The 23,993-nt window shown below is 39.5% G+C and carries 26 protein-coding genes and 1 tRNA gene; 11 read left to right on the top strand and 16 right to left on the bottom strand.

Annotated features, from left to right (window positions below; translation table 11 throughout):
- Positions 1 to 24: 24 nt before the first annotated feature.
- From QUF73_09910 to QUF73_09930, 5 genes are all read right to left on the bottom strand, one after another.
- Positions 25 to 165: a hypothetical protein gene (locus QUF73_09910; protein ID MDM5226532.1), complete on the bottom strand. Its 141-nt coding sequence runs from the start codon at positions 163 to 165 to the stop codon at positions 25 to 27.
- 148 nt (positions 166 to 313) lie between these two features.
- Positions 314 to 1,423 carry an o-succinylbenzoate synthase gene (gene menC / locus QUF73_09915; protein MDM5226533.1) on the bottom strand — a complete coding sequence of 370 codons (1,110 nt, stop codon included), beginning with the start codon at positions 1,421 to 1,423 and terminating at the stop codon, positions 314 to 316.
- A 12-nt stretch (positions 1,424 to 1,435) separates the two neighbouring features.
- Complete coding sequence (locus tag QUF73_09920) at positions 1,436 to 2,254, bottom strand: GNAT family N-acetyltransferase (GenBank protein ID MDM5226534.1); 819 nt, start codon at positions 2,252 to 2,254, stop codon at positions 1,436 to 1,438.
- Between the two features lie 74 nt (positions 2,255 to 2,328).
- The gene (locus QUF73_09925; GenBank protein ID MDM5226535.1) at positions 2,329 to 3,711 is read right to left on the bottom strand and encodes a YjiH family protein; all 1,383 of its coding nucleotides are present in this window, start codon (positions 3,709 to 3,711) and stop codon (positions 2,329 to 2,331) included.
- Between the two features lie 51 nt (positions 3,712 to 3,762).
- A complete protein-coding gene (locus tag QUF73_09930; GenBank protein ID MDM5226536.1) occupies positions 3,763 to 4,617 on the bottom strand; it encodes a MurR/RpiR family transcriptional regulator in 855 nt (284 codons plus the stop codon).
- 515 nt (positions 4,618 to 5,132) lie between these two features.
- On the opposite strand from QUF73_09930, the gene QUF73_09935 reads away from it, so the two are divergent.
- Together QUF73_09935 and QUF73_09940 are read left to right on the top strand one after the other, a co-directional pair.
- Positions 5,133 to 6,773: a PTS transporter subunit IIBC gene (locus tag QUF73_09935; GenBank protein MDM5226537.1), complete on the top strand. Its 1,641-nt coding sequence runs from the start codon at positions 5,133 to 5,135 to the stop codon at positions 6,771 to 6,773.
- 2 nt (positions 6,774 to 6,775) lie between these two features.
- Entirely contained in the window at positions 6,776 to 7,561 is a 786-nt protein-coding gene (locus QUF73_09940) for an endonuclease/exonuclease/phosphatase family protein (GenBank protein MDM5226538.1), read from the top strand.
- Between the two features lie 74 nt (positions 7,562 to 7,635).
- On the opposite strand, the gene QUF73_09945 is transcribed toward QUF73_09940, so the two are convergent.
- Together QUF73_09945 and QUF73_09950 are read right to left on the bottom strand one after the other, a co-directional pair.
- A complete protein-coding gene (locus QUF73_09945; GenBank protein MDM5226539.1) occupies positions 7,636 to 8,613 on the bottom strand; it encodes a proline dehydrogenase family protein in 978 nt (325 codons plus the stop codon).
- A gap of 201 nt (positions 8,614 to 8,814) precedes the next feature.
- Positions 8,815 to 8,887: transfer RNA gene (locus tag QUF73_09950), tRNA-Val, on the bottom strand.
- 247 nt (positions 8,888 to 9,134) lie between these two features.
- Here QUF73_09950 and QUF73_09955 point away from each other — a divergent pair.
- From QUF73_09955 to QUF73_09970, 4 genes are all read left to right on the top strand, one after another.
- Entirely contained in the window at positions 9,135 to 9,899 is a 765-nt protein-coding gene (locus QUF73_09955) for a SurA N-terminal domain-containing protein (GenBank protein ID MDM5226540.1), read from the top strand.
- A 167-nt stretch (positions 9,900 to 10,066) separates the two neighbouring features.
- Positions 10,067 to 10,681, top strand: a complete 615-nt coding sequence (locus QUF73_09960; GenBank protein MDM5226541.1) for a hypothetical protein — start codon at positions 10,067 to 10,069, stop codon at positions 10,679 to 10,681.
- A gap of 109 nt (positions 10,682 to 10,790) precedes the next feature.
- Complete coding sequence (locus tag QUF73_09965; protein MDM5226542.1) at positions 10,791 to 11,009, top strand: WYL domain-containing protein; 219 nt, start codon at positions 10,791 to 10,793, stop codon at positions 11,007 to 11,009.
- Positions 11,010 to 11,181: 172 nt separating this feature from the next.
- On the top strand, positions 11,182 to 11,769 hold the full coding sequence (locus QUF73_09970; protein MDM5226543.1) for a hypothetical protein: 588 nt from the start codon (positions 11,182 to 11,184) through the stop codon (positions 11,767 to 11,769).
- A 60-nt stretch (positions 11,770 to 11,829) separates the two neighbouring features.
- Here QUF73_09970 and QUF73_09975 read toward each other — a convergent pair whose 3' ends face one another.
- The 3 genes from QUF73_09975 to QUF73_09985 form a co-directional block, all read right to left on the bottom strand.
- Positions 11,830 to 13,788: a TRAP transporter permease gene (locus QUF73_09975; protein MDM5226544.1), complete on the bottom strand. Its 1,959-nt coding sequence runs from the start codon at positions 13,786 to 13,788 to the stop codon at positions 11,830 to 11,832.
- Positions 13,781 to 14,317, bottom strand: coding sequence for a DUF1850 domain-containing protein (locus tag QUF73_09980; protein ID MDM5226545.1), 537 nt, complete (start codon positions 14,315 to 14,317; stop codon positions 13,781 to 13,783). Before QUF73_09980 ends, QUF73_09975 begins: the two co-directional genes overlap by 8 nt.
- A gap of 120 nt (positions 14,318 to 14,437) precedes the next feature.
- Positions 14,438 to 15,430: a TAXI family TRAP transporter solute-binding subunit gene (locus QUF73_09985; GenBank protein MDM5226546.1), complete on the bottom strand. Its 993-nt coding sequence runs from the start codon at positions 15,428 to 15,430 to the stop codon at positions 14,438 to 14,440.
- Positions 15,431 to 15,732: 302 nt separating this feature from the next.
- Here QUF73_09985 and QUF73_09990 point away from each other — a divergent pair, with 302 nt between their 5' ends.
- The 4 genes from QUF73_09990 (at position 15,733) to QUF73_10005 (ending at position 18,374) form a co-directional block, all read left to right on the top strand.
- Positions 15,733 to 16,458: an esterase family protein gene (locus QUF73_09990; protein MDM5226547.1), complete on the top strand. Its 726-nt coding sequence runs from the start codon at positions 15,733 to 15,735 to the stop codon at positions 16,456 to 16,458.
- 190 nt (positions 16,459 to 16,648) lie between these two features.
- A complete protein-coding gene (locus QUF73_09995) occupies positions 16,649 to 17,167 on the top strand; it encodes a YjcG family protein (protein MDM5226548.1) in 519 nt (172 codons plus the stop codon).
- A gap of 6 nt (positions 17,168 to 17,173) precedes the next feature.
- Positions 17,174 to 17,596, top strand: a complete 423-nt coding sequence (locus QUF73_10000; GenBank protein MDM5226549.1) for a GNAT family N-acetyltransferase — start codon at positions 17,174 to 17,176, stop codon at positions 17,594 to 17,596.
- A gap of 103 nt (positions 17,597 to 17,699) precedes the next feature.
- Positions 17,700 to 18,374, top strand: a complete 675-nt coding sequence (locus QUF73_10005) for a DUF421 domain-containing protein (protein MDM5226550.1) — start codon at positions 17,700 to 17,702, stop codon at positions 18,372 to 18,374.
- Positions 18,375 to 18,601: 227 nt separating this feature from the next.
- On the opposite strand, the gene QUF73_10010 is transcribed toward QUF73_10005, so the two are convergent.
- The gene (locus QUF73_10010) at positions 18,602 to 18,886 is read right to left on the bottom strand and encodes a hypothetical protein (GenBank protein ID MDM5226551.1); all 285 of its coding nucleotides are present in this window, start codon (positions 18,884 to 18,886) and stop codon (positions 18,602 to 18,604) included.
- Between the two features lie 204 nt (positions 18,887 to 19,090).
- Here QUF73_10010 and QUF73_10015 point away from each other — a divergent pair, with 204 nt between their 5' ends.
- The gene (locus QUF73_10015) at positions 19,091 to 21,409 is read left to right on the top strand and encodes a UvrD-helicase domain-containing protein (GenBank protein MDM5226552.1); all 2,319 of its coding nucleotides are present in this window, start codon (positions 19,091 to 19,093) and stop codon (positions 21,407 to 21,409) included.
- A gap of 39 nt (positions 21,410 to 21,448) precedes the next feature.
- On the opposite strand, the gene QUF73_10020 is transcribed toward QUF73_10015, so the two are convergent.
- From QUF73_10020 to spoVAC, 5 genes are all read right to left on the bottom strand, one after another.
- On the bottom strand, positions 21,449 to 21,703 hold the full coding sequence (locus tag QUF73_10020) for a stage VI sporulation protein F (GenBank protein MDM5226553.1): 255 nt from the start codon (positions 21,701 to 21,703) through the stop codon (positions 21,449 to 21,451).
- A 146-nt stretch (positions 21,704 to 21,849) separates the two neighbouring features.
- Positions 21,850 to 21,963 (bottom strand): YjcZ family sporulation protein, encoded by a 114-nt coding sequence (locus QUF73_10025; GenBank protein ID MDM5226554.1) that lies wholly within the window; start codon positions 21,961 to 21,963, stop codon positions 21,850 to 21,852.
- A gap of 173 nt (positions 21,964 to 22,136) precedes the next feature.
- The gene (gene spoVAE / locus QUF73_10030; GenBank protein ID MDM5226555.1) at positions 22,137 to 22,493 is read right to left on the bottom strand and encodes a stage V sporulation protein AE; all 357 of its coding nucleotides are present in this window, start codon (positions 22,491 to 22,493) and stop codon (positions 22,137 to 22,139) included.
- A gap of 13 nt (positions 22,494 to 22,506) precedes the next feature.
- Entirely contained in the window at positions 22,507 to 23,520 is a 1,014-nt protein-coding gene (gene spoVAD / locus QUF73_10035) for a stage V sporulation protein AD (GenBank protein MDM5226556.1), read from the bottom strand.
- A complete protein-coding gene (gene spoVAC, locus QUF73_10040; protein MDM5226557.1) occupies positions 23,520 to 23,993 on the bottom strand; it encodes a stage V sporulation protein AC in 474 nt (157 codons plus the stop codon). The genes spoVAD and spoVAC overlap by 1 nt, the downstream gene beginning before the upstream one ends.

The following is a 23,993-nucleotide window of genomic DNA, read 5'->3' on the forward strand; positions in this document are numbered from 1 at the left end:
TAACCTTAAATTAAACCATATCCTTTACTTTTCCTTTTCTGATTCACACATTTTACTGTTTTGCCTTTTCAAAATTTCATTAATTTCTCCCTTATCACCCTTGGCATTTATGATTTCAAATATCTGATATAATCCTTCAATGTCTTGTTTATCTTGTTCCTTCACGATTAACCCTCCCTTTATGCTTATCTTGCTTTTATTTTGTTTCTGCACGGATTGGAATATTCCTATAGACAGCTCTAAAAACAAAAGCAGTTCACCTCAATGAATGGTGAACTGCACCGACTTTTTTAGATAATAAACAAACTCTTTTTTATTTAGAGAAAGTCCGGCTATAAAGTGTGACATCCTCTATTTTGGAACGATTAGGTTCATAGCCTATTCCAGGACTTTGAGGCACCAATATAAATCCATCTTCCATAGTGACTTCAGGATCGATGATATCTCCCTTCCAGTAGTGGGATGATGGGGCTGTATCGCCAGGAAGCGTAAAATTGGACAGAGAAGTAATGGCAATATTGTGCGCACGGCCTATTCCAGCTTCAAGCATTCCGCCACACCACATTGGAATGTTATAATCTTTGCAAAGGTCATGAATTTTTCTGGACTCTGTCAGTCCGCCAACCCGGCCGATTTTAAGATTTATGATTCTGCAGCTTCCAAGTTCAATCGCTTTTCTGGCATCTTCAAAGGTATGTATACTTTCATCAAGGCAAATTGGCGTTTTCAGATGACTTTGAAGCTTGGCATGGTCGATAATATCTTCATGATCTAAAGGCTGTTCAATCATCATTAGATTAAACTCCTCCATCTTTTGAAGGTGATCAATATCATTAAGTGTATAGGCGCAATTGGCATCAGCCATAAGCTGTATTTCAGGAAAATGGGCACGGATGGATTTCAAAATATGCACATCCCAGCCAGGCTTGATTTTTACCTTGATTCGTCGGTATCCTTCATTTACATAACCTTCAATTTGCTTGAGCATCTTTACTTCTGACTCCTGGATGCCCACACTTACGCCCACTTCTATTTTTTCCTTTACTCCGCCTAAAGCTTTTGCCAGAGATATCCCTTTCTCCCGGGCATACAGGTCCCAGACAGCACCCTCGATCGCTGCTTTGGCATTGAAATTCCCCCTGATTGGCCTGAAAGCCTCTGATACATCATCAGGGTGCCGAATTTCTGATGCAAAAAGGATCGGTATTAAATGATCACTCATTATATGCCAATTTGTTTTAACTGTTTCTTCATTGTATATTGGCTCTATAATGGAAACCGATTCAGCCCAGCCTGACACTCCGCTTTTTGATTTTACTTCTACCAGTATAAAGTCCTTATCCACTTCTGTTCCGACACTTGTAGTAAATGGATTCAGCAGCTCCATTTTGACGTGCCTTAAAACGATGCTTTTAATTTCCATCTTCCCATTCTCCTAGCAGTATCCCTTTTCCTTTTCCAAGAGATATAAGTATTGGTTTTCCGCGGTTACGTCCTTTATCAGATCCGTTACAATCCAGCCTTTACTGAGATAATGAACGAATACTTCTTTCGTGCTCTCTCTCCATTTCAGAGCCAATTCAAAATCCCGCTTTTTAATATCCTGAAAATTCCCGGGAACCGGTATAAGAATTTTTTCATTATCATGGGACATCTTTGTATTTTCAGGAACATAAAAACTCTCCGCCATACCTGTTTCTATTGCCCGCGGCAGAACATCTTCAGACCATTGACGTTCAGGACATTCCTCTTTAATTCGCCACTCCACTAACAATCGGTCAGATGGTATGCCTGCATTCATATGGTCTGACATTTCACCATAAGCATTTTCAATATATTGAGTGCATACTGCCCCGAGTTTATGCAGATTGAGATTGGCATTAACCGTTTCAAGAGGGTCATATGTCCACGAAATGAGATCATAGCCTTTCTCTAGCGCTATCTTTTTTTGAGCATTTTTCAGCTTTTCCCCAATCCCGAATGCCCGGTACTTTGTGTGGATCCCAAGGCTGTGAGAGCAAAGATATACCTTTGTGCCGTCAAAGCCGGGAAAGCTGTATTGAAAGCCGATCAGTTCCTCTTCCAGGAACGCACCTAACACAAACCCGCCATTTTTAACCGTTGCCACTGTATGATTAACCGGCACAGCTTCTTCCACACTCCATATTCGAGTTTCAAGTTCGTATACAGCTTCAAGGTCCTTAACTGTATGAAGGTTTTTAATTATCAATGATGTTAACGCTTCTTGCTTCATAACCTTCCCCTTTCCTGCATATCCAAAAATATGCCGGCCTATATGCTGGTTTTTTTACGAATGCTTTAAAGTTTCTAAAATAAAATATGAGCCACAGCTGCTACAATTGGCAGCGTTATAATAGTACGCAGAAGGAAAATAAGAATTAAATCCTTAATGCTGACAGGCAGATTTGAACCTAATAGCAGGCCGCCCATTTCAGACATATATACCAGCTGTGTTACAGAGACACAGGCAATAATAAATCTTGTCATTTCACTTTCAATGCCGCTGCCGATGACAGCTGGAAGGAACATGTCTGCAAATCCAACCACCATTGTCTGGGCCGCTTCTGCCGCCTCCGGAATTTGCATTAAAGCCAGGACCGGTTCAAACGGCTTGCCAAGAATGGTAAAAGCCGGGGTGAATTCAGCAATTACCAGTGCAACCGTTCCAATCGCCATAACAATTGGCAGAACTCCCATCCACATATCCAAAACGTTTTCAAAACCTTCTTTTACAACTGCTGCAGCACTATTATTTGTACGCGCCTTCTTAATGGCATTATCTAATCCCCATTTTACAGGTGTAGTATGAGAAGGGATATTCGTTTCCGCCTTGAGCTCTGTTCCTTCATAAGCCGTATCGGCTTTCCTTGATAAAGGCGGTATTCGAGGCATTACTATAGCTGCCACCAGACCAGCCAGGATAATCGTTAGATAGTAATGAATGAAATATTGCTCTAAGTTTAAATATTGAATAATTACAATCGTAAATGTAATGGAAACAACTGAGAAAGTTGTTGCCACTACTGCTGCCTCCCGCTTTGTGTAATATCCTTCTTCATATTGTTTTGTCGTTAACAGGACTCCAATTGTCCCGTCACCTACCCATGATGCCAGACAATCAAGCGAAGCACGCCCCGGCAGCTTAAAAACCGGCCTCATAACTTTAATCAACAATGCACCAAAAAATTCGAGGAGACCGAAATTTAATAGAAGCGGCAGCAATAAACCTGCCAGGAGAAATGTAGTAAATAGTATAGGAATCAGATCATAGATTAAGAGCGCGCCAGTATTCTCGGAATATACCGGTTCCAGACCAAACTCAAATAATGTAATAATAGCAAAAACTGTACCAAGCAAACGGGCTGCCACCCAAAATTTACTGACATTCAGTAATTTGTTCAGATATGGGCTGTTCAAGATAAAGCCCGGTTTAAAAATTACTGCTATCAGCGAGCCAATTACTGAAAGAGCCATGATAAAAACAGTAATTGAAGGAATGGAATCTCCCAGTAATCCATTAATTTGATTTGCTAAATAAGCAACCGGGATGGTAATCCCATCATCTCCTTGAATCGGTACCATAAAAAGTAAAACCCCGACCAGAGAAGGAATTAAAAATTGTAAATAGTCCCCGGCTGTGTAGGATGCCCTTTCCTCCTGCTGAATCACCTTCTTTGATAGACTGCCCATTCGTTTTGCCCCCTTTTATTTTTCTTGTTTTAACTCTCCTGCTGTTCAGACTTACTCAAAAAACAGCTCTTGTTCGGCATACAAAACTTCCAGTTTCTGCTGTCTTTTTGCAATTCTTTCATTATCCCGTTCTTCGATACCTGCAATCATTACCTCCAGTAAACTAATTACGGAAGCTATTGAATGATGTCCAGAATCCATAAACTCATCCGTTGTAAGTGTAACTTCTGCCATCTGCCCGATAGGCGAAAGCTGGCGGTCTGTTATGGCAACAATCCCAGAACCTTGCCTTTCAGCAATGGAAGCAAGCTTTAACGCTTCTTTCCGGTAACGAGGAAAAGAAAAAATGACAACGGCCGATTTCTCTGTTAAATCACACACATCCTCAGGAAGAAAACCGCTAGGGCTTGAGGCATAAACATTTCCCCTTATTTGTTTAAGTGTGTAATAAAACCAGTATGCTGCGGCAAAAGAGCTGCCAAAACCCCCAATATAAACCTTGTCTGCCTGGATTAATGCATTAATCGCTTTCCATATTCCCCTTTCATCAACCTGATCAAGCAATTGGCGAAGTATTTTCCTCTCTTGATCAATGACTCTCCTAAACAGATTCTCTTTCGCTGCATTTTCTATGGAAGAGTCATTTTCAATGTAATCCTGCTGCTTCCCGGCAAGCCACTCTTTTCTGATTCGATCCTGCATTTGGGAATAACCGCTGAACCCAAGTGCATACGCAAGCCGAATGACCGTTGTCTCACTGACTCCTGCATTTCTCCCAACTTGAAATGCTGTTAATAGCACAGTTTCATCAGCATGCTCCATAATAAATTCAGCTGCTTTCCTCTGTCCTGGCGAGAGTGAGGAATAGCTTTCTTTAATCATCTGACTCATTGTTTTCATATCCATGCCGGCTCCTCATGAATAGTGAAGGAAAAACTTCTTATGCAAAGTATAAAGCATGAAATGCTTCTCAAACAAGAAGATTTTCTACTATTCAAAATTATTTTTATTTATACACATCCAGAAATCTACTCTTCCTTGTGAAGGGAATCCTTCTTTAAGTGAATTTTAAAGGATGAAATACTTCTTTTGCAAGATAAAAATGTATTTTTAGTAAAATGAATTTATTTTTATGCACAACAAACAACACATACCTTAAATGATGAAGGAATATCTTCCCTTGGAATGATCGAATTATTAAAGGAATTTTTTTCGATATCCGTAAAAGTTTAAAAAGAAAACATTTTTTACGCAAACGGTTGCATCATTTATCTACCCGTGTTATTTTAAGATAATAATAAAGCTAAATAGTATTTTCATAGAATAAATTCATGCATTCATCGAAATTTTTTTCGTTAAATAATGAAAATGCTTTTTTAGATCATTTAATGAAAGCCCATACAATAAGGGAGAGAAGAACGATGAAAAAATTATTTTCTTTTGATTTCTGGCAAAAGTTTGGGAAAGCATTACTTGTTGTAGTGGCCGTAATGCCAGCTGCAGGAATTATGATTTCACTTGGCAAGCTTGTTGGCATGACGGGTACTGACATAGCATTTGTGCAAGCGATTGCACGAGTGCTCGAAGATATCGGATGGGCCATTATTACAAATCTTCATATCTTATTCGCAGTAGCAATAGGCGGTTCCTGGGCTAAGGAACGTGCAGGCGGAGCGTTTGCAGCTCTTATTGCCTTCATTCTGATTAATAGAATTACAGGCGCCATATTCGGAGTAAAGTCCGACATGTTAGGTAACCCTGAGGCCACGGTAAAATCCCTGTTTGGACAAGATCTCATTGTCCCGGACTATTTCACTTCTGTTTTAGGCGCGCCAGCATTGAATATGGGAGTGTTCGTCGGGATTATCTCAGGTTTTCTTGGCGCCAATTTATTTAACAAGTATTATAACTATGATAAATTGCCAAATTCACTTTCCTTTTTCAATGGAAAGCGCTTTGTGCCCTTCACTGTAATTGGCGGCTCTGTTGCAGCAGCGTTGGTCTTATCAATTGTTTGGCCATTTATTCAAGGATTATTAAATGATTTCGGACAATGGATTGCTACATCACGAAATACAGCGCCCGTTATTGCTCCATTTGTTTTTGGCGCACTGGAACGATTGCTTCTTCCGTTTGGATTGCATCATATGCTGACTGTCCCAATTAATTATACGGAGCTTGGCGGAACTTACAAAATCCTGACAGGCTCAAATGCAGGTTCAACGGTGGCTGGACAAGATCCGCTATGGCTTGCATGGATTGCCGACCTGAATAACTTTTTGGCTTCAGGAGATACAGAAAGCTACAAGCAGCTGCTGAATGATGTTACCCCTGCCCGCTTCAAAGTAGGCCAAATGATTCTATCCTCTGCTGCCTTGCTGGGAATTGCGCTTGCCATGTACCGCAATGTAGATCCTGAGAAAAAGAAGAAATACAAATCCATGTTCTTTTCTGCTGGTTTGGCAGTATTCTTAACTGGAGTAACTGAACCAATCGAATTTATGTTCATGTTTGCTGCTCCACTTCTTTATATCGTGTATGCAGTTATGACAGGTCTGGCATTTGCAATTGTTGATATTATTAATATCCGTGTCCATTCTTTCGGCATCATCGAATTGATTACAAGAACACCAATGATTTTAAAAGCTGGCTTATGGCTGGATCTTGTAAACTTTGTAATTGCCTGCCTTGTATTCTTCGGATTAAACTTTGGGGTTGCCAATTTTATGATTAAGAAATTCAACTTCCCTACTCCAGGGCGCAATGGAAACTACATTGAAGATGAAAACTCCGTTTCGTCATCAGAATCGGCAATTAAGAAAAATTCACTAGCCCCTGTGTTAATTGAATTATTGGGCGGAAGAGAAAATATTGAAGATGTAGATGCCTGCATGACCCGATTGCGTGTCACAGTAAAGGACACTTCATCAGTTGCTGGTGAACAGGACTGGAAAAAGAATGGAGCTTTAGGTCTTATCGTTAAGGACAAAGGCGTTCAGGCAATTTATGGACCAAAAGCAGATGTCCTTAAGTCAGATATACAAGACCTGCTGGGAGCTTAAGAATGAAATTATTAACTCTAAACTGCCACTCATGGCAGGAGAATCAGCAGCTGGAAAAAATTAAAATTCTTGCTGAGGCTATTAAAGAGAACCGATATGATGTCATCGCTCTGCAGGAAGTCAGCCAGTCTATCAAAGCCCCTTTGATAGACAGCCATATCAGAGAAGATAATTATGCACTGCTGTTAATTGAAGAATTGAGAAAAATAGGTGTGGAAGATTACGTTTTCAAATGGGATTTCTCACATATTGGCTATGATATATATGAAGAGGGTCTTGCAATCATGACCAGGCATGAAATAAAAGAAGATCACTCATTTTTCATTACAAAAAACCAAGACCAGAAACACTGGAAGACACGAAAAATAGTTGGTATTAAATTAGTTCATCAAGATAGGCCCATCTCCTTCTATTCTTGTCATCTCGGCTGGTGGCACGATGAAGAAGAATCCTATAAATTCCAGGTTGAATCTCTTCTTGCACAAGTGCCAAAGGATGAATCCGCCATTTTAATGGGAGATTTCAACAGCTCGGCTTATATCCGCAATGAAGGTTATGACTTTCTGAGAGGCAATGGGCTCTATGACACTTATGAATTAGCTTCCAAGAAGGATTCGGGTGTTACTGTTAAAGGAAAGATTGCCGGCTGGGATGACAATAAACATGATATGCGGATTGATTTAATTCTTTCGGCTCAGCCTATCCATCCGAAATATTCACAGGTTATTTTTAACGGCACACACAAGCCCATCATTTCAGATCATTATGGTGTGGAGATTGAAATATAGGCAAAAGTCCCTGACAATTCAGTCAGGGACTTCTTTTTACACTTTTAGCCTGCAGCAAAAAGGAGGCTCTTCGCTTATCTTTTTTTCCGCTTCTTTGTCAATCTGCCTAATAGGAAAGCTCCTGCGGCCACACCAATCACAGTATTGGTTTTCTTATTAAATACCTGCTTGGCTACAAGGTTTAAATTCTGCGGCCTTTCAGCCAGGCGCCTCATGAAGTAGCCGTACCAGTCATTTCCAAAAGGTACATACGTACAGAAATTATAGCCTTCACCTGCAAGCTTAAGCTGCATATCCTTGCGGAAGCCATAAAGCATTTGAAATTCAAATTTCTCTTTAGGAATATTGTTAGCCCTTACAAAATCTTTTACATGATTAATTACTTTATGGTCATGTGTTGCAATGGATGTAAATTTGCCATTCAGCAAATGCCATTCTATTAATTTTATAAAGTTAGCATCAATGTCACTTTTTTCCTGAAAAGCAATTTCTTCTGGCTCCTTATAAGCCCCTTTTACAATCCGCAAGCGGAAATCCTTATATTTCATTAAATCTTCTTCAGCACCCAGAAAATAGGCTTGAATAACTGTACCAATGTTATTATATTCTTTAGATAATTCATCCAGTAAATCAAATGAAGGCTGCAAACGCTTAGAGTCTTCCATATCCATATTCACAAAAATACCATAATGGCTTGCTCTCTCTACTATCTCCCTAACATTTTCAAGACAGAAAGAATAGTCGATATCAAGGCCTAATTGGGAAGGCTTTAAAGATATATGTGCATCCACTTGATTTACATGAATGGCCTCTATCACTTCAATTATTTGTTTCTTCGCTTCTGCCGCCTCTTCCTTTTTATATACAAATTCCCCGAGGTTATCGACAGTACAAGAGATGCCATGAGCGTTAAGCTCTTTTATGCTTTGAATTGCTTCATCTAAATTTGTTCCCGCAACTACACTCTGCGCTCCCAATTTCAGCCCATATTTCTTTGCAGCGCTATTCAGTAATTCGTTTTGGGAAAGGCCGATAAACAGATCTTTCAACATAGAAATATCCCCTAACTCTTGTAATTTCACAATGAAATTATAGCATAGATTTTTAATAAAAATTATTTTGTGAATTTTTATATTTTAAAGATTCCCTATCACTGTTTCGTTAAAACAATGCAGAAGTTCCCAGTTCAAAAGACAAAATCCCTGTAAACAAAAAAAGTGCCTGGCTATCGGCAGCCAGACTCTTTAAAAGTATGATTCCGACTGGGTTCGAACCAGCGACCTCTACCCTGTCAAGGTAGCGCTCTCCCAGCTGAGCTACGGAATCGTTATAACTTTCCCCCTGTGTTGGGGACAATATAAAATATACATCTTTCTTATATAAAAGTCAATACCTATATTTCATCCATAATCTATAAGGTTAGCAGCTTTGAAACTAGATTACATTCCTATTACAAATTCTGCATTTATGCCTTAAAGGTATCTTTTTAGGAATTTTTGCTTTATAATGCCCTCTATATGATTCTTTTGTTAGCTGAATCAAACCATACAGGGTTACGGAAGGAGAAATATTAATGAAGAAACTAATGTATCCCTTTTTACTTGTATTAATATCTGCCGTTTTAGCTGCTTGTGGAGCTGATGATGAAAGCAAGAGTGCAGATAAAAAAGAGGAAGCAAAAACAGCTGAAACCGACCAGCAGGACCAGCAGAAGCAAATGGAAGAAATGCAAAAGAAAATGGACAAGCAAAAGCTTGATGAAGAAAAGACTGTTGCAATCGTTAATGACCAGGAAATTCTTGGCCGTGAGTATAACAGCGTCCTTACTTCATCACAAATGATGTATCAGCAAATGGGACAAGACCCTACCACCAAAGATGCTGCTGAGAAAATCAAGGACCAGACACTCGACAGTCTAGTCGGCCAGACACTTCTCCTACAGGAAGCAGACAAAAAAGGCTACAAAGCTTCTGATGAAGAAGTCAAAAAGCAGCTGGATGAAACAAAAGGACAATTCAAAGACGACAAGGAATTCGAAACAGCAATGAAACAGGCCGGCCTTAACCCTGACTCATTAGAGAAGGAAATTGCCAACAATATTAAATATACGAAATATATTAATGGCGAGATTAAACCAGGGGAAGTTACAGATGCTGAAATTCAGAAATTCTATGATGAGTATGCCAGCCAGGGTGGTGCTGAAGGTCAGGAGCCGCCTAAATTAGAGGAAGTAAAGCCTCAGATCAAACAGCAGCTGGAACAGCAAAAACAGCAGGATATGCTGGTTAAGCATGTAGAAGAATTGAAGAAAAGTGCAAAAATTGATATTAAGGTATAAGTATCTTTAAAACAGTTCCCATTTATGGGAGCTGTTTTTATGTGTTAGGATTTTAAAAAAGTTCTTTTCCCTATACTGGACTGTTATGACTACTAAATAATTTTCTTCCTTTTCTTTCCCTTGAGAATTTATTTAAATACGGTAATATGTATTGGGGAGGATACAACATGATTAAACACACAACATTCATTCAAATAATTGCAGGTTATTTAATTCTCACTCTCGGTGTCTCATTAATTATCTTATCCAATCTTGGTGCAGGTGCCTGGGACACTGTATATGTTGGCCTTTTTAATAAGTTCGGTCTTACAATCGGAACCTGGTCATTTCTGGTTACGTCATCCCTTATATTTTTCAATGCTCTGCTGACCTGGGAAAAACCCCAGTTTAAATCATTTATTGGAACCATTTTAGCAAGTGTGGGGATCGATTTTTGGATGGAGCTTGTTTTCAGCGGCATCACAATTACAAACCTTTCCCTTCAGATCCTTGCCTTCATTACAGGTATCTCATTACTGGGCTTCGGGGTATCTATATATATCCGTCCTCAACTATTCAGCGGCCCAATTGATGGTTTAATGATCGCAACTGCCAAAAGGCTCAATATCAGCATTAAGACTGCACGTATCATTAATGAATTTTTAGCATTGGCCATTGGCCTTATCTTAGGCGGTCCAGTTGGATTAGGCACATTGTTCGTAGCCGTCTTTTTAGGCTATGCCATACAATACGGCACTGTTTTGCTTAATATCTTGAAAAATAAAGGTTTAAAAATTATTTAAAAGACTTCATTTGTGAAGTCTTTTTTTATGCGAACAAATTTTCGCATTTCACTTGATCAAGAACAAGCGTTCGTGTATAATGTAAATAAAAGTAAGGAGGGATTTCTAAATGAAAGGAATTCTTTATCGAGCTATGGAAGAGAGAAAGACTGTGGAAATCATTTATCTCTCCAAACGAAATTCATTTACACAAAGAAAAATATTAATCAAAGAGCTTCGAGGCAGCACGATTTTAGCCTATTGTTTATATAGAAAACAAATGCGCATCTTCAACTTGAACCATATCATGTCCATTTTGCCCGAAAAGAAAGCTCGCCAGATCAGCTAAAAGGAGCTTTCTTTCAAAATATTTCATTCATCAAAGCCTGTATTTCACTTGGGAAGTACGGCTTTTTATTATGTCTCCTTACTTCTCTGATTATCTGGTCCTCATTCGGGTATATACTCTCTAACCGGAATATTGCCCTTTAAATACAACAAGGTAAGAAAGGAAGGATTTTATGAAAAGCAACTCAATGATTGCTGTTTTTTTTGCAGCAATCCTTGTACTGGCAGGCTGTAATCAGAATGAAGAGCAAATTGTAGAGGATGAAGATAAAAATAATCCTTCTACGGAAGAACAGCGGGCGGAAACAGAGGAAGCGCCGGAAGAAAACAAAAAGATCACTGAAGAAGTTGGTTTGGGAGACACCCGTGAAGAATTTGCTGATAAATATGGCCAAAATAAGAATAACGAAGAAATTGCCCGTTTCAATGGTGACACCATGCTGGTGGAATTTAATAACCATAGAGCTGTTAACATTGAACTTCAGTTTGAAGGCATGGACAAAGAAATGAGCAACGATGAAATTCTTTCCTATATTGAAAAACGCATTCCGAATGATGCTGAAGAAGTTGAAAGATATACAGATAACCAAAATAAACAGAGTGAGATTATTGAGTATAATAGCGAACTACTAAAAGAAGTTATAAGTGATGAAATGTATGAAGGCGATCAGCCAGGTACTTTTAGTGTTGTTTTGAATAGCAGCAGTGAAGGATATATTAGTGCAAGCCTATCAATTGGTCATGGTGACAGGGAGTCTTGAGTGAATAAATATGGGATAAAAAAGGAAGGATTACCTGCAAGAGGTATCCTTCCTTTCCCTTTAGGCTGTTAATCGCTTTGGTTTGTCATCTTTTTTCAAGACAACTTGCCAAATAATCATGAAAACAAAAATTATTAGCCCAATAATATCGGACACGCTTTCAGGATAGATGAGCATTAATCCTGCTGCAACACCCAGCAAACGTTCAAAAATATTTAGTGTACGGTACCAATAGCCAATAACCCCTGCACCGATAGCCATCATTCCTGCTAATGCAGTAAAGATAACCCAAATTAAGCTATACCATGTGGTGTCTATCATTAATAGCTCTGGCGATAGAACAAACATATATGGAATGATGAATGCTCCAATTGCAAGCTTGGAGGCTGTTACTCCAGTTTTAATAGGTTCTCCTCCTGATACAGCAGCTGCTGCAAATGCCGCAAGAGCTACTGGAGGAGTGATATCTGCTATAATACCAAAGTAGAACACAAATAAATGAGCAGATAGATCAGGAACTCCCAGCAAGATGATGGCAGGAGCAGCAATTGTGGACGTGATTACATAGTTTGCAGTCGTCGGTGAACCCATTCCAAGAATCAGCGCTGCAACCATAGTAAGCATTAAGGTTGGGATAAGCATACCCCCTGAAAGATCAAGCAGGCCATTAGCCATTTTTAATCCCAGCCCAGTTTTTACAACAACTCCTACGATGATTCCAGCTGCAGCCGTTGCAGCAGCTACTCCCAATGCCGTTCTTGCACCTTCAACCAATGCGTCAATAATATCCCGGAAGCTCATTCTTGTTTCTTTGCTTATGGCACTTACTCCGACTGTGATTACAATTGACCACAGCGCACCTCTAATAACACTCATTCCTGTCATTAACAAAATAATGACTGCAAGAATCGGCAATAACAGATAAATCTTCCTTAACACTTCTTTCCGATCTGGCATCTCTTCGTCTTTCAAACCTCTTAGACCAAGGCGCTTGGCTTCAAAGTGAGTCATTATCCATACACCTGTAAAATAAAGCAATGCAGGGATGGCTGCTGCCTTGGCAATATCCCAGTAAGTGATGCCTCCGCCAATGAATTCAACCATCAAAAAGGCAGCTGCTCCCATAATGGGCGGCATTATTTGCCCTCCAGTCGAGGCTGTTGCTTCAACAGCACCTGCAAATTCCTTCTTATAGCCAAGTTTTTTCATCATTGGAATTGTAAAGGCACCCGAAGTTACAACATTCGCAACTGAGCTCCCGCTGATTGTTCCTTGCAAAGCACTCGAGAAAATTGCAACCTTTGCAGGTCCTCCAACTCTTTTTCCTGCAATCGAAACTGCCAGATCATTAAAATATTGGCCTACCCCTGTTTTCACAAGGAATGAACCAAACAGTAAAAATAAGAAAATAAAGGTTGCTGAAACTCCTAAAGGTGTACCTAGTATCCCTTCAGTTGTGAAAAACATTGTTTGAATCAGTCTCTCCAAGTCCAGGCCTCGATGTGCCAGAAAGCCCGGCATATAAGGTCCATAAAGCGCATATAGCATAAATAAAATAGCTAATACTGTAATGGGTATCCCCACTGCACGCCTTGTTGCTTCAAGAACCAACAGGATTGCCAAAAGACCAATATAAAAATCTACTTCTGTAAGGCGTCCTGCCCTCATAACGATTTCATCAATAAATAATGGCCAATAAGCTCCTACTGCAACACTTAATATAGCTAAAACGATATCATACCATGCTACCTTATGATTCCTTCCTTTATCCTTTTTCCTTGCCGGGAATAATAAAAATGTTAGAGCCAAAGCAAACCCTAAATGGATTGAACGCTGCAGCTGCGCAGTCAGCATTCCAAAAATCCCGGTATAAAGGTGGAATAGAGAAAAAGATAAAAGTCCAATAAAGGCAATCCAGCCCAAGATGCCTCCGAGTTTCCTCGTCCCTGCCTCAGGATCATATTTCTCCAGCAGCCTCTGCTGCTCCTCAAGAGATAATGTTTCTACTTTTTCATTCAAGGACGTTCACTCCTTTCAATTGCTGAAATAGATTCATTTTTTTTGTTTTTATTCTTGTCCATGTTCCAGGTTCAATGAATTGCGCAAGAGGATAGTCTTTCTCTTTAAAAACAACTGTATGATTTGCCCTAACTTTGCCCACCCGAAGGTCGAACATGGGAAAAATACGGTTCATATTTTTTATGTAATACTTACCTTCCTTTTGTTCAAATATTTCTCCTTCTGATGCATTTTCGGGCATGCCAATAGCAAAATCCTCATACATCAGTTCATAAAGCTTCATTTTCCCATCCTCAGTTATCTTGTAGCTTTCCACAACATCTGAGAGATGAATGGAATGGGTATAACTAATTTTAAAAGCTTTTTCCTCATTAAATGGAATATACGCCAGAATTTTTCCAGTGTTTTCATATTCAAAAACAAGTGCTTGTTTATAAGGAATAAAAATAATGCATGAGATGGCTGCTATGATGAGGAATGCCAGCAAAAAAAGCGGCAGTTTTATATTGGCTGGCTTAATTTCTGTCATACCTATCTCCACCTGAATGTATAATTGTTCAATCCTTAAAAGATAATTTGACCGGTGCAAAAACCTAAAAGGTTTCACAGCCGGCCAAAGATCGGTAAACGCATGTTTCATTTAGAATTACTATTCTGCTTTGAAACCTTTTTCATCAAAGTACTTTTTAGCACCTGGATGCAATTCAATACCTGTACCTTTTACAGCATTTTCAGCTTTAATCACTTTCCCTTTAGCATGTGTTACTTTATCCAGATTCTCAAAAAGCGCTTTAGTCACATCGTAAACTACATCTTCTGAAAGATCATTTGAAACGACAAGCATTGCCTGTACAGCCACTGTAGGCACTGCTTCTGCGAGCTTATATGTTCCAGATGGCACTTCATCCTGTACATAGTATGGATATTTCTCAATCAATGCATCGATTTTATCCTGCTCAATCGGAACAATCACAACATCTTCAGTTGCAGAAAGACCTTCTACAGCACCTGTAGGAGTTCCTGCTGTAACGAATGCTGCATCAATATTGCCATCCTGGATTCCGGCAGTTGACTCATCAAATGAAAGATCCTGCTTTTGAATGTCTTCTAATGTAATTCCGTGCACCTCCAGGATCTGTTCTGCATTTGCAGCAGTTCCTGAACCAGGAGCTCCGATTGATACTTTTTTGCCTTTTAAGTCTTCTACAGATTTAATACCTGATTTTGCAGTAGTTACAATTTGGATAGTTTCCGGATAAAGCGTGCCGATCGCACTTACATTATCAACTGCTGCTCCTTCAAACATCAATTTTCCTTCTTGTGCATATGAAGCAATATCAGTTTGTGAGAAGGCAATCTCTGCATTGCCGTCTTTCAGTGTGTTCATGTTTTCTGCAGATGCACCTGATACTTCAGCATTTGTATCAATGCCTGTTGCATCAGAAATAATCTCAGCGAATGATCCGCCCAGCGGATAGTATGTACCGCCTGTTCCACCAGTTACGATGCTCATAAATTTAGGCTTTTCAGCGCCACCGCCTTCACCGCCGCCTTTGCCTTCATCAGTTCCTCCCCCACAAGCAGCAAGTACCATTGAAAGCACCAATACTGCAGCAGCAAGAAGATAATTTTTCTTTTTCAATCTCTCTTCCCCCTTTATCAAATTACAGGTTATCCATTTTATACTAACATAAAATCTATAAAAAATGTTAAATGATTCCCACTTTATAAAAATTTGATTATATTCTAATAATTTTATATTTGACTTTAAATTTTAAACTTTATTTTAGCTTTTGAATATGAATGCATTAAGTGAAAATTTTTTATCCAGATTATTACAATATGTTAAACGCATGATAATGCATGTAAAAAGCAATTCCTATATATATATGATAAAATCTCTATGTAAACTCTTACATAACAGAACTAAACGGAGGAACAAAAATGATGGATTACCCTAGAGGATCAATACAAGATATTGTAATCGAAAGCAAGGAACTTGGCGAAGAGGTTGAGCTGCTCATTTATTTGCCCGCTTCCTTTTCACCTTTATATAAATACACTGTTGTTATAGCCCAGGATGGCAAAGATTACTTCCAGCTGGGAAGAGTCGGGCGCATCGCAGATGAATTATTAAACGAAAAAGAAATCGAAAATATCATTATTGTTGGTGTCCCATATAAAAACGTCAAAGACAGATGGAATAAATATCATCCGGACGGTGAACAGCATAATGCTTATATACGTTTTCTTGCACACGAGCTGGTTCCATATCTTGACCGTGAATTCCCTACTTATCAAATGGGAATGGGACGTGCCCTTATGGGAGACTCACTTGCGGCAACTGTTTCATTAATGGCGGCCCTGCAATACCCTAATACTTTTGGGAGGTTAATTCTTCAATCACCTTTTGTTGACACCTCCGTGACAGAGGCAGTGCAGGAATTTACGCAGGCCCACCTTCTTAATATTTATCACGTTATCGGGAAAGGCGAGACATCTGTAAAAACCACAGGGGGTGAAGAAAAAGATTTTCTTACTCCAAATCGGGATCTTTCCAGTTTGTTTAAGCAGAAACAATTCCCTTACTTCTATGATGAATTCGATGGAGATCATACATGGACATACTGGCAGCCTGATTTAAAAAGGGCGTTAAAGTCTATGTTTTAACTTCGAAATTGTGTAAAAAGACCTATTCATTCGCTATAAAAAGATAATCTTGATACTGTTTTTTATTATGAAAAAAGGTATAATTATATAATGAATTTAGAAAATTTGCTATAATAGACCAACCAAGTGTTTTTCATTTCATTTTAGCCTGCCAGTTATAAAAAATATTAATGAACATGGAGGTTGTTATATGAACACTAATTACGGCATAGTTATTTTCCCGTCAAAAAAATTGCAGGATTTGGCCAATTCTTATAGAAAGCGGTATGATCCGCATTATGCTTTAATTCCTCCGCATGTAACATTAAGATCGCTCTTTGAAGCATCTGAAGAAGAAATAAAACAGCTGACGGAAACACTTCATGGAATAGCTGAGAAACACGAGCCATTTCAAATAAATGCTACAAAAATCAGCTCTTTTCAGCCTGTCAACAATGTCATTTATTTTAAAATTGAGCCTTCAGCCCAGCTCGAAGAGTTACATATTGAATTGAATGATCATATTAGCGGCGATACACCTGAATATAATTTTGTCCCCCATATTACGATCGGACAAAAACTCTCCAATGATGAACATTCCGATGTATATGGGAGCTTAAGAATGCAGCCTGTAAATCACGAAGAGGTTGTTGATCGTTTTCATCTTCTATATCAGCTCGAAAACGGCTCATGGACCGTTTATGAAACATTCAGGCTAGGAAAGGAATAGTGAAAAGTGGAAGTAAGAAAAGTCTCATCTGAACAAGAATTGCACGATGCCTTCTCCGTACGCAAACAAGTTTTTATCAACGAGCAAAATGTTCCTGAAGAAGAGGAAATCGATCAGTTCGAAGACGAAGCAGTCCATTTTGTACTATATAATAATGGCATGCCAGCAGGTGCAGGAAGATTTCGCACAGTTGACGGCAATGGCAAAGTGGAAAGAATATGTGTTCTGAAGGAGAACCGCCAGAGCGGATCAGGTAAAGCAATAATGGATAAAATTGAAGAGCATGCTAAGAAACAGGGATTACCTGCCTTAAAATTAAATGCCCAGACGCAGGCTATCCCTTTTTATGAAAAGTTGGGCTATCAGGTAATTTCGGAAGAATTCATGGATGCCGGAATTCCCCACCGTACAATGAAAAAAACGATATAGCTGACAAGCTTCTGCCAGGATGGCAGGAGCTTTTTTGTATGCAATAATTTTGGGGCCTTCTGTAAACACTATTCCAGATACAGCAATTTAAGGAGTGGTTTGAATGGAATATTTACATATCATAAGTGTACTTGTGATAGGATATATTTTCTTATTTATTATGGCAAAACTCCTGGGCAAAACACAGATCACACAGATTACTCCTTTTGATTTTATCTCTGCCATCGTGTTAGGCGAGCTGGTGGGAAATGCCCTATACGATCAGGAGACTGGAATCCCAGAAATATTCTTTGCTGTTGCAGTATGGGGAATACTCATCTACGCAACTGAAATCCTTACCCAGAAATTTAAAAGGGCACGCAAACTCCTTGAAGGTGAGCCCTCTATTGTTATAAAAAAAGGAAAAATCGTCTATGAAGAACTGAAGAAAAATCATCTCGACATTAATCAGCTCCAGCACCTCCTCCGTTCAAAGGACGTTTTTTCAATCAGGGAATGCGAATATGCCATTCTTGAAACAGATGGAACGGTCAGTGCATTTAAAAAACCGCTTTACTCGACACCAACTATACAGGATTTACATCTCCCTATAAATATGATCGAGCTGCCTGTAACTTTAATTTTAGACGGAGAAGTGATTTGGGATAATCTCAAAAGCATCAATTGGGACGAAACAAAGCTTATTAATGAAATTAATAACAACGGCGCAAATAATGTCAAAGATGTCTTATACGCAGAGTGGAAAAAAGGAGAGGCTTTGCACGTGCAAACGTACTGAGCCTCTCCTTTTTTTTATGGGTTTAGATACTTAAGAAAACTGTCTAGCTCCACAAGGAACGCTTCGGCAGCTTAATTAATCATCGCACGACTAAAAGCGGCAGCTTTTAGGAGGAGCGCCTGCCCCCTCGAGGTGGCGGGAGTGATGAGCACCAAGGAAAAGCTTCCTTGGATGCGCTTCGCAGGAACAAGCGCTTTTTGCTTGTTCCGAAGGCGCTTCGGCTTTTCTTATATGCATTCACTAATATAGCGCCCTTTACCCGTCAGCTCGCCGTATGTTTCATCTGCTTTTTTTCTAGTGCTGCGTGTTTGGATATCTGCCCGCTGCTGAGGATTTGATTTGGTTAACCTTCTTTGAATATCAAGAGGAAGCTCATGACGGAAATCTTTTGAATTGGTTTGTGCCGATATTTTGGCAACTGGCACGAAACGAAATGGATCATATTTTGTGCCAATCTCTCTTTCTGCATACTGCTTATATTGATATGAAGTTACAGGTAAAATGTAGCCCATGAATGCTCCCCTTTCCATTCTGTATGTATATGATTATTAAAGGAATACGAAACAATATTTACTTTTATGTACCCGTTTACATTAAATTTTAAACAGAAAAGCACTTTAGAATCCTTTACCGGTTTGTTATGATAAAATTTGTCTTGTTGTTAGAAGATGAATAATAACTTAAACTCGGCAATTTATAAAAATGGGGTATTTTTTATGAAGACAGCAATTTTACATAATAAAACAGTGAATCTGGAACAATTGAATCGGGAAAGTTTTCAGCATATTTACGAAGAAGGCAAAAAAGGAAAGCTGTTTTGCCCTGATTGCGGAGCTTCTGTCCGTTTGTATTTAGGAATTATGGATGAGCCTCATTTTTATCATATTCAGCAAAGCAGCAGAATGTGCAAGGATAAAATGATGAAACAAGAATCCGCCAAAATTGAGACTGAAGAATATATAGAAAGAAACGGCTTTAAAATCCCTGTTTCAAGGCCAATTGCTTCTGCTGCTGTAAAAGAAATCGAATCAGCCTTTAAAAAAGCTCAGCCGGCAAAAAATATCCCCCCTTATATCCAGGAAAGCACTCACAATCCAAGTTTCCCTGATGAATACTTAAAGTCCCTTTCACAAGCAGGAGTCTTTTTGGATGAACAGCAGGCAGCGGCTGTATCACATATTGATGGGCCTCTGCTCGTTCTTGCAGGTGCAGGGAGCGGCAAGACCCGAGTTTTAACAACCAGGACTGCTTTTATGCTGCGCGAAAAAGATATCGAGCCTGCATCTATAATGCTCGTTACATTTACAGCTAAGGCTGCGGCTGAAATGAAAGAGCGCCTTACCCAATATCCCGGAATGGATTCACGAAAAGTCAGGCAAATCGTTTCCGGCACTTTTCACAGTTTGTTTTACAGGATTCTCTCCTTCCACAATACGGATAAATGGTCTTCCGGCAAGCTGCTGAATAAAGAATGGCAGCGGGAACAGATCATTAAGGAATCCAGCAAAGACTTAAAGCTCGATGAAAAAGAATTTGCCTTTGACCTTGCCCTCCAGCAAATTAGCTATTGGAAAAATTCTCTTATCATGCCTGGGAAGGTTCATCCAAAGAATGATTGGGAGGAACAGACCTCAATTCTTTATCAAAGGTATGAACAAACAAAATTAAGAAGAGAATTATTTGATTTTGATGATATGCTGACAGGCTGCCATGCTTTTTTTCTTGAAAAGCCTGAAATTCTTGAACAATATCAGAAGCGCTTTCATTATTTCCTGATCGATGAGTTCCAGGATATTAATAATGTTCAATATGAGCTTATGAAAATGCTGTCCGATAAAACAAAAAATGTCTGTGCAGTGGGTGACGATGATCAATCTATTTATGCTTTCAGAGGAAGCGATCCCCAATATCTTTTAGATTTCGAGAAAGATTTCCCTAGTGCTAAAGTTATTACATTGAATCAGAATTACCGCTCTGCTCACGAAATCGTATCAGCTGCAAACCAAATCATATCTTTAAATAAACATAGACGTGCCAAAAGCATGAATGCCCAATTTTCTGGAGAACAGCACCCTTTCCTCTTTTTTCCTTATGATGAGGAAGAAGAAGCTACGATGATCATGACTGATATTCAGGAAAAAATTGAAGAAGGATATGAGCCGCGGGATTTTGCAGTATTATTCCGCACCCATACTGGGAGCAGGGCCATTTTTGAAAGGCTGGCCAATTCCAGTCTTCCGTTTAGATTGGATCAGGATGCCGAATCATTTTATGATCGGTTTATTGTTCGAAGCATGATTGCTTTTCTAAAGTTATCGGTAAATGAGGATGACCAGAATGCTTTGAAAGATATGCTGCCGTCTCTATTTGTTAAACAATCAGTCCTTCAGGATATTAAGGCAGAGAGCATCTTGCAGGATTGCTCAATGCTGGAGTGCCTAAAGTTTATAAAAACAGGATTTGCTTTTCAGGAAAGCAAGTTAAAAAAAGTGATTCCTGTTACCAGATCAATCTCAGGACTTAGTCCCATCACTGCAATTGAAACTGTTGAAAAAGAGCTTGGCTTCCAGGACTTTTTAAAAAAACGAGGTAATGAAGGCAATAAAATGGATAAAGGCTCTGATGATATAAAAGATTTAAAGGTCGCTGCGCGTAACTTTCATTCTCTTCATGAGTTTCTGGAACATACTGAACATATGAAAGCCATGAACAAAGAAATCAAGCGCCTCAGCAGGAATAATGATAATGCTATTACATTAAGCACCATCCACCGTGCAAAAGGGCTTGAATATAACGTTGTATATGTTGCCGGTGCAGTTGAAGGAAATCTCCCGCATGATCATGCGCTAGAAGCTTACCGTTCAGGTGAATCTGCCCCATTAGAGGAAGAACGAAGGCTGATGTATGTTGCCGTTACAAGAGCCAGGAAGGACTTGTATATTTCTGTGCCGGAAAAAAGGCGGGGACGAAAGTCATATGCTTCAAGGTTCCTTGCCCCCATTACAAGAAGCAGCAGGAATAAGAGCAGAAATTAACAGAAGAACCTGGCTGATTTAAATCGCCAGGCCCTTCTGTTATTTTTTATTCATCATCTGGGAAATTGTATTAAAGTCAAGCTGCTTTCCATCAGCAACGATCGATTTCACAATCTTGTCTTCCGTATCCTTGGAAACGGGTTTATTTGCAATTTGCGAAACCCTCTTGATTACATTTCGTACTGTTTTTTCATCTTTAAAATTTGCATTCTGCAAAGAGCCGGCCAGTTCAAATACATCCTTCATATTTACGCCTGTTTTCTTTTCAAGGTTTTTAAAAAAGTTGTTATCCATCCTGCTCAATCACGCTCCTTCATTTACTCCTTTATATCTTATGAAGGTGGGCGAAAAAGGTGAAATGTATTAATAATTTATGTACCTTATATGCAAAAAAGCCAACACAAAACCTGCTGCTGGGTTCTGAGTCAGCCTTTGTAAATCTAATTGAAGAAACTTGCTCCGACGATAATGAGTAAAATGAATAGGACGACGATTAGAACAAACGTATTTCCATAGCCCCCGCCATATCCGCAGCCTCCATAGCCATAGCCCATGCCTCTCACCTCACTTAGATTTCTCAATACAACATATGTGAAATCAAAACAGGGTGTATGGGCAAGCTCCCAAGGCAGGCTTGGTTTATTCAGTCAAATTGTATTAAGGGGCTTGTTTTTAAATAATTTGAAGATTATTCTTGTGTATATTTTCATTATATCGAATGCGCCACTTAGCCTTTTGGCTTGAAAATAAGTGCACCGATGAAGCCGAAGATTATCGCAGCTGAAATACCGGAGCTGGTTACTTCAAACATTCCGGTCAATACACCGACAAGCCCATGCTGTTCAGCTTCCTGAAGGGCTCCATGGACAAGGGAATTGCCAAAGCTGGTTATAGGGATCGTCGCGCCGGCTCCCGCAAAGTCTGCAAGCGGTTCATAGAGTCCAACGCCATCAAGAACAGCTCCTATTACAACCAAAAGACTTAATGTATGGCCAGGTGTTAGCTTAAAAACATCAAACATTATTTGGCCAAATACGCAAAATAGGCCACCAATTACAAAAGCCCAGAAAAACATAGGCAGCATACAAAATCCTCCTTTAAGTCATTTCGATAGAAACAGCATGAGCAATACAAGGGATGCTCTCATTCTGCTGGAATGTCAATGGGGATAATAGTGCACCTGTAGCGACAACAAGGATTCTCCTATAAGTCCCCTGTTTCATTTGATTCAATAGATGTCCATATAGAACAGCAGCCGAGCACCCTGCTCCGCTTCCTCCAGATTGGACAGGCTGATCATCTTTATAGATCATCAATCCGCAATCTTTAAATTTCTCTCTTTCTATGTTAAGCCCATTATTTGAAAGCAATTCATAAGCAGTTTCCTGGCCAATTCTCCCTAAATCCCCTGTAACAATCAAATCGTAATATGATGGATCAAGCTGCATATCCTTAAAGTGTGCAGTAATGGTATCTGCTGCTGCAGGAGCCATTGCCCCTCCCATATTAAAAGGGTCGGTAAGACCCATGTCGATTACTTTGCCAATTGTTGCGGAAGTAGTGACCGGCGTATTATGTCCTGCTGTTTTCGAGGTAATAAGAGCTGCACCAGCACCAGTTACTGTCCATTGGGCAGTAGGAGGCTTTTGTCCGCCATATTCTGTGGGGTATCTGAATTGTTTTTCTACTGCAGCATTATGACTTGAAGCACCTGTTAAAACGTAATCAGCCCCATGATAGTTCACAATAAAAGATGCAAGGGCAAGCCCCTCCATAGAGGTCGAACAAGCGCCAAATATTCCGAAATAAGGGATTTGAATGGTTCTTGCACTTAAACTGGTAGGTGTAATCTGATTAATTAAATCCCCTGCTATATAAAACTGAACATCTTCCTTTTGGATATTTGCTTTATTCAAGGCCGTCTGTCCAGCCTCTTCCAAAAGAATTCTGTGGGCTTTTTCGTATGAATCTTCCCCCATCCACAAATCATCGTGCAATACATCAAAATCTACTGCCAGGTTGCCGTTTGCCTCAAAAGGACCGCCGGAAACACCAGCAGCTGCAATAACTGGGCGGTTTTCAAAAACCCAGGATTGTTTACCCTTAAGCATTAAATAACCCCCCACATGATTAATAGTGTTTTAATAAGAGCCACTACAAAAGCTGAAAATACACCAAAGAGAATAACTGAACCTGCAAGCTTGAACATATTTCCTCCAACTCCCAGTACAAATCCTTCTGTGCGATGCTCAATGGCAGCTGAAATTACAGCGTTTCCGAAACCTGTTACAGGAACCGCACTGCCTGCTCCGCCAAACTGCCCCAGACGGTCATAGACGCCAAAACCTGTCAACAGCATGGAAATAAAAATCATCGTAGCTACAGTTGGGTTTCCAGCGGTCTGTTCGGTGAAGTTAAAAAAATAAATATAAAAATACGTTATTGCCTGTCCGATCCCACAGATGAGCCCTCCCACCCAGAATGCACGAATACAATTTTTCAGGACTGGGCGCTTTAGTTCATGCTTTTGTTCGAGCTGCTCATATTGCTGCTGTTCCGGAGTCTTATTTGCATTTTTGTTCAT

The organism is Cytobacillus sp. NJ13, from assembly GCA_030348385.1.
In the GTDB taxonomy this organism is placed as follows: domain Bacteria; phylum Bacillota; class Bacilli; order Bacillales; family Cytobacillaceae; genus Cytobacillus.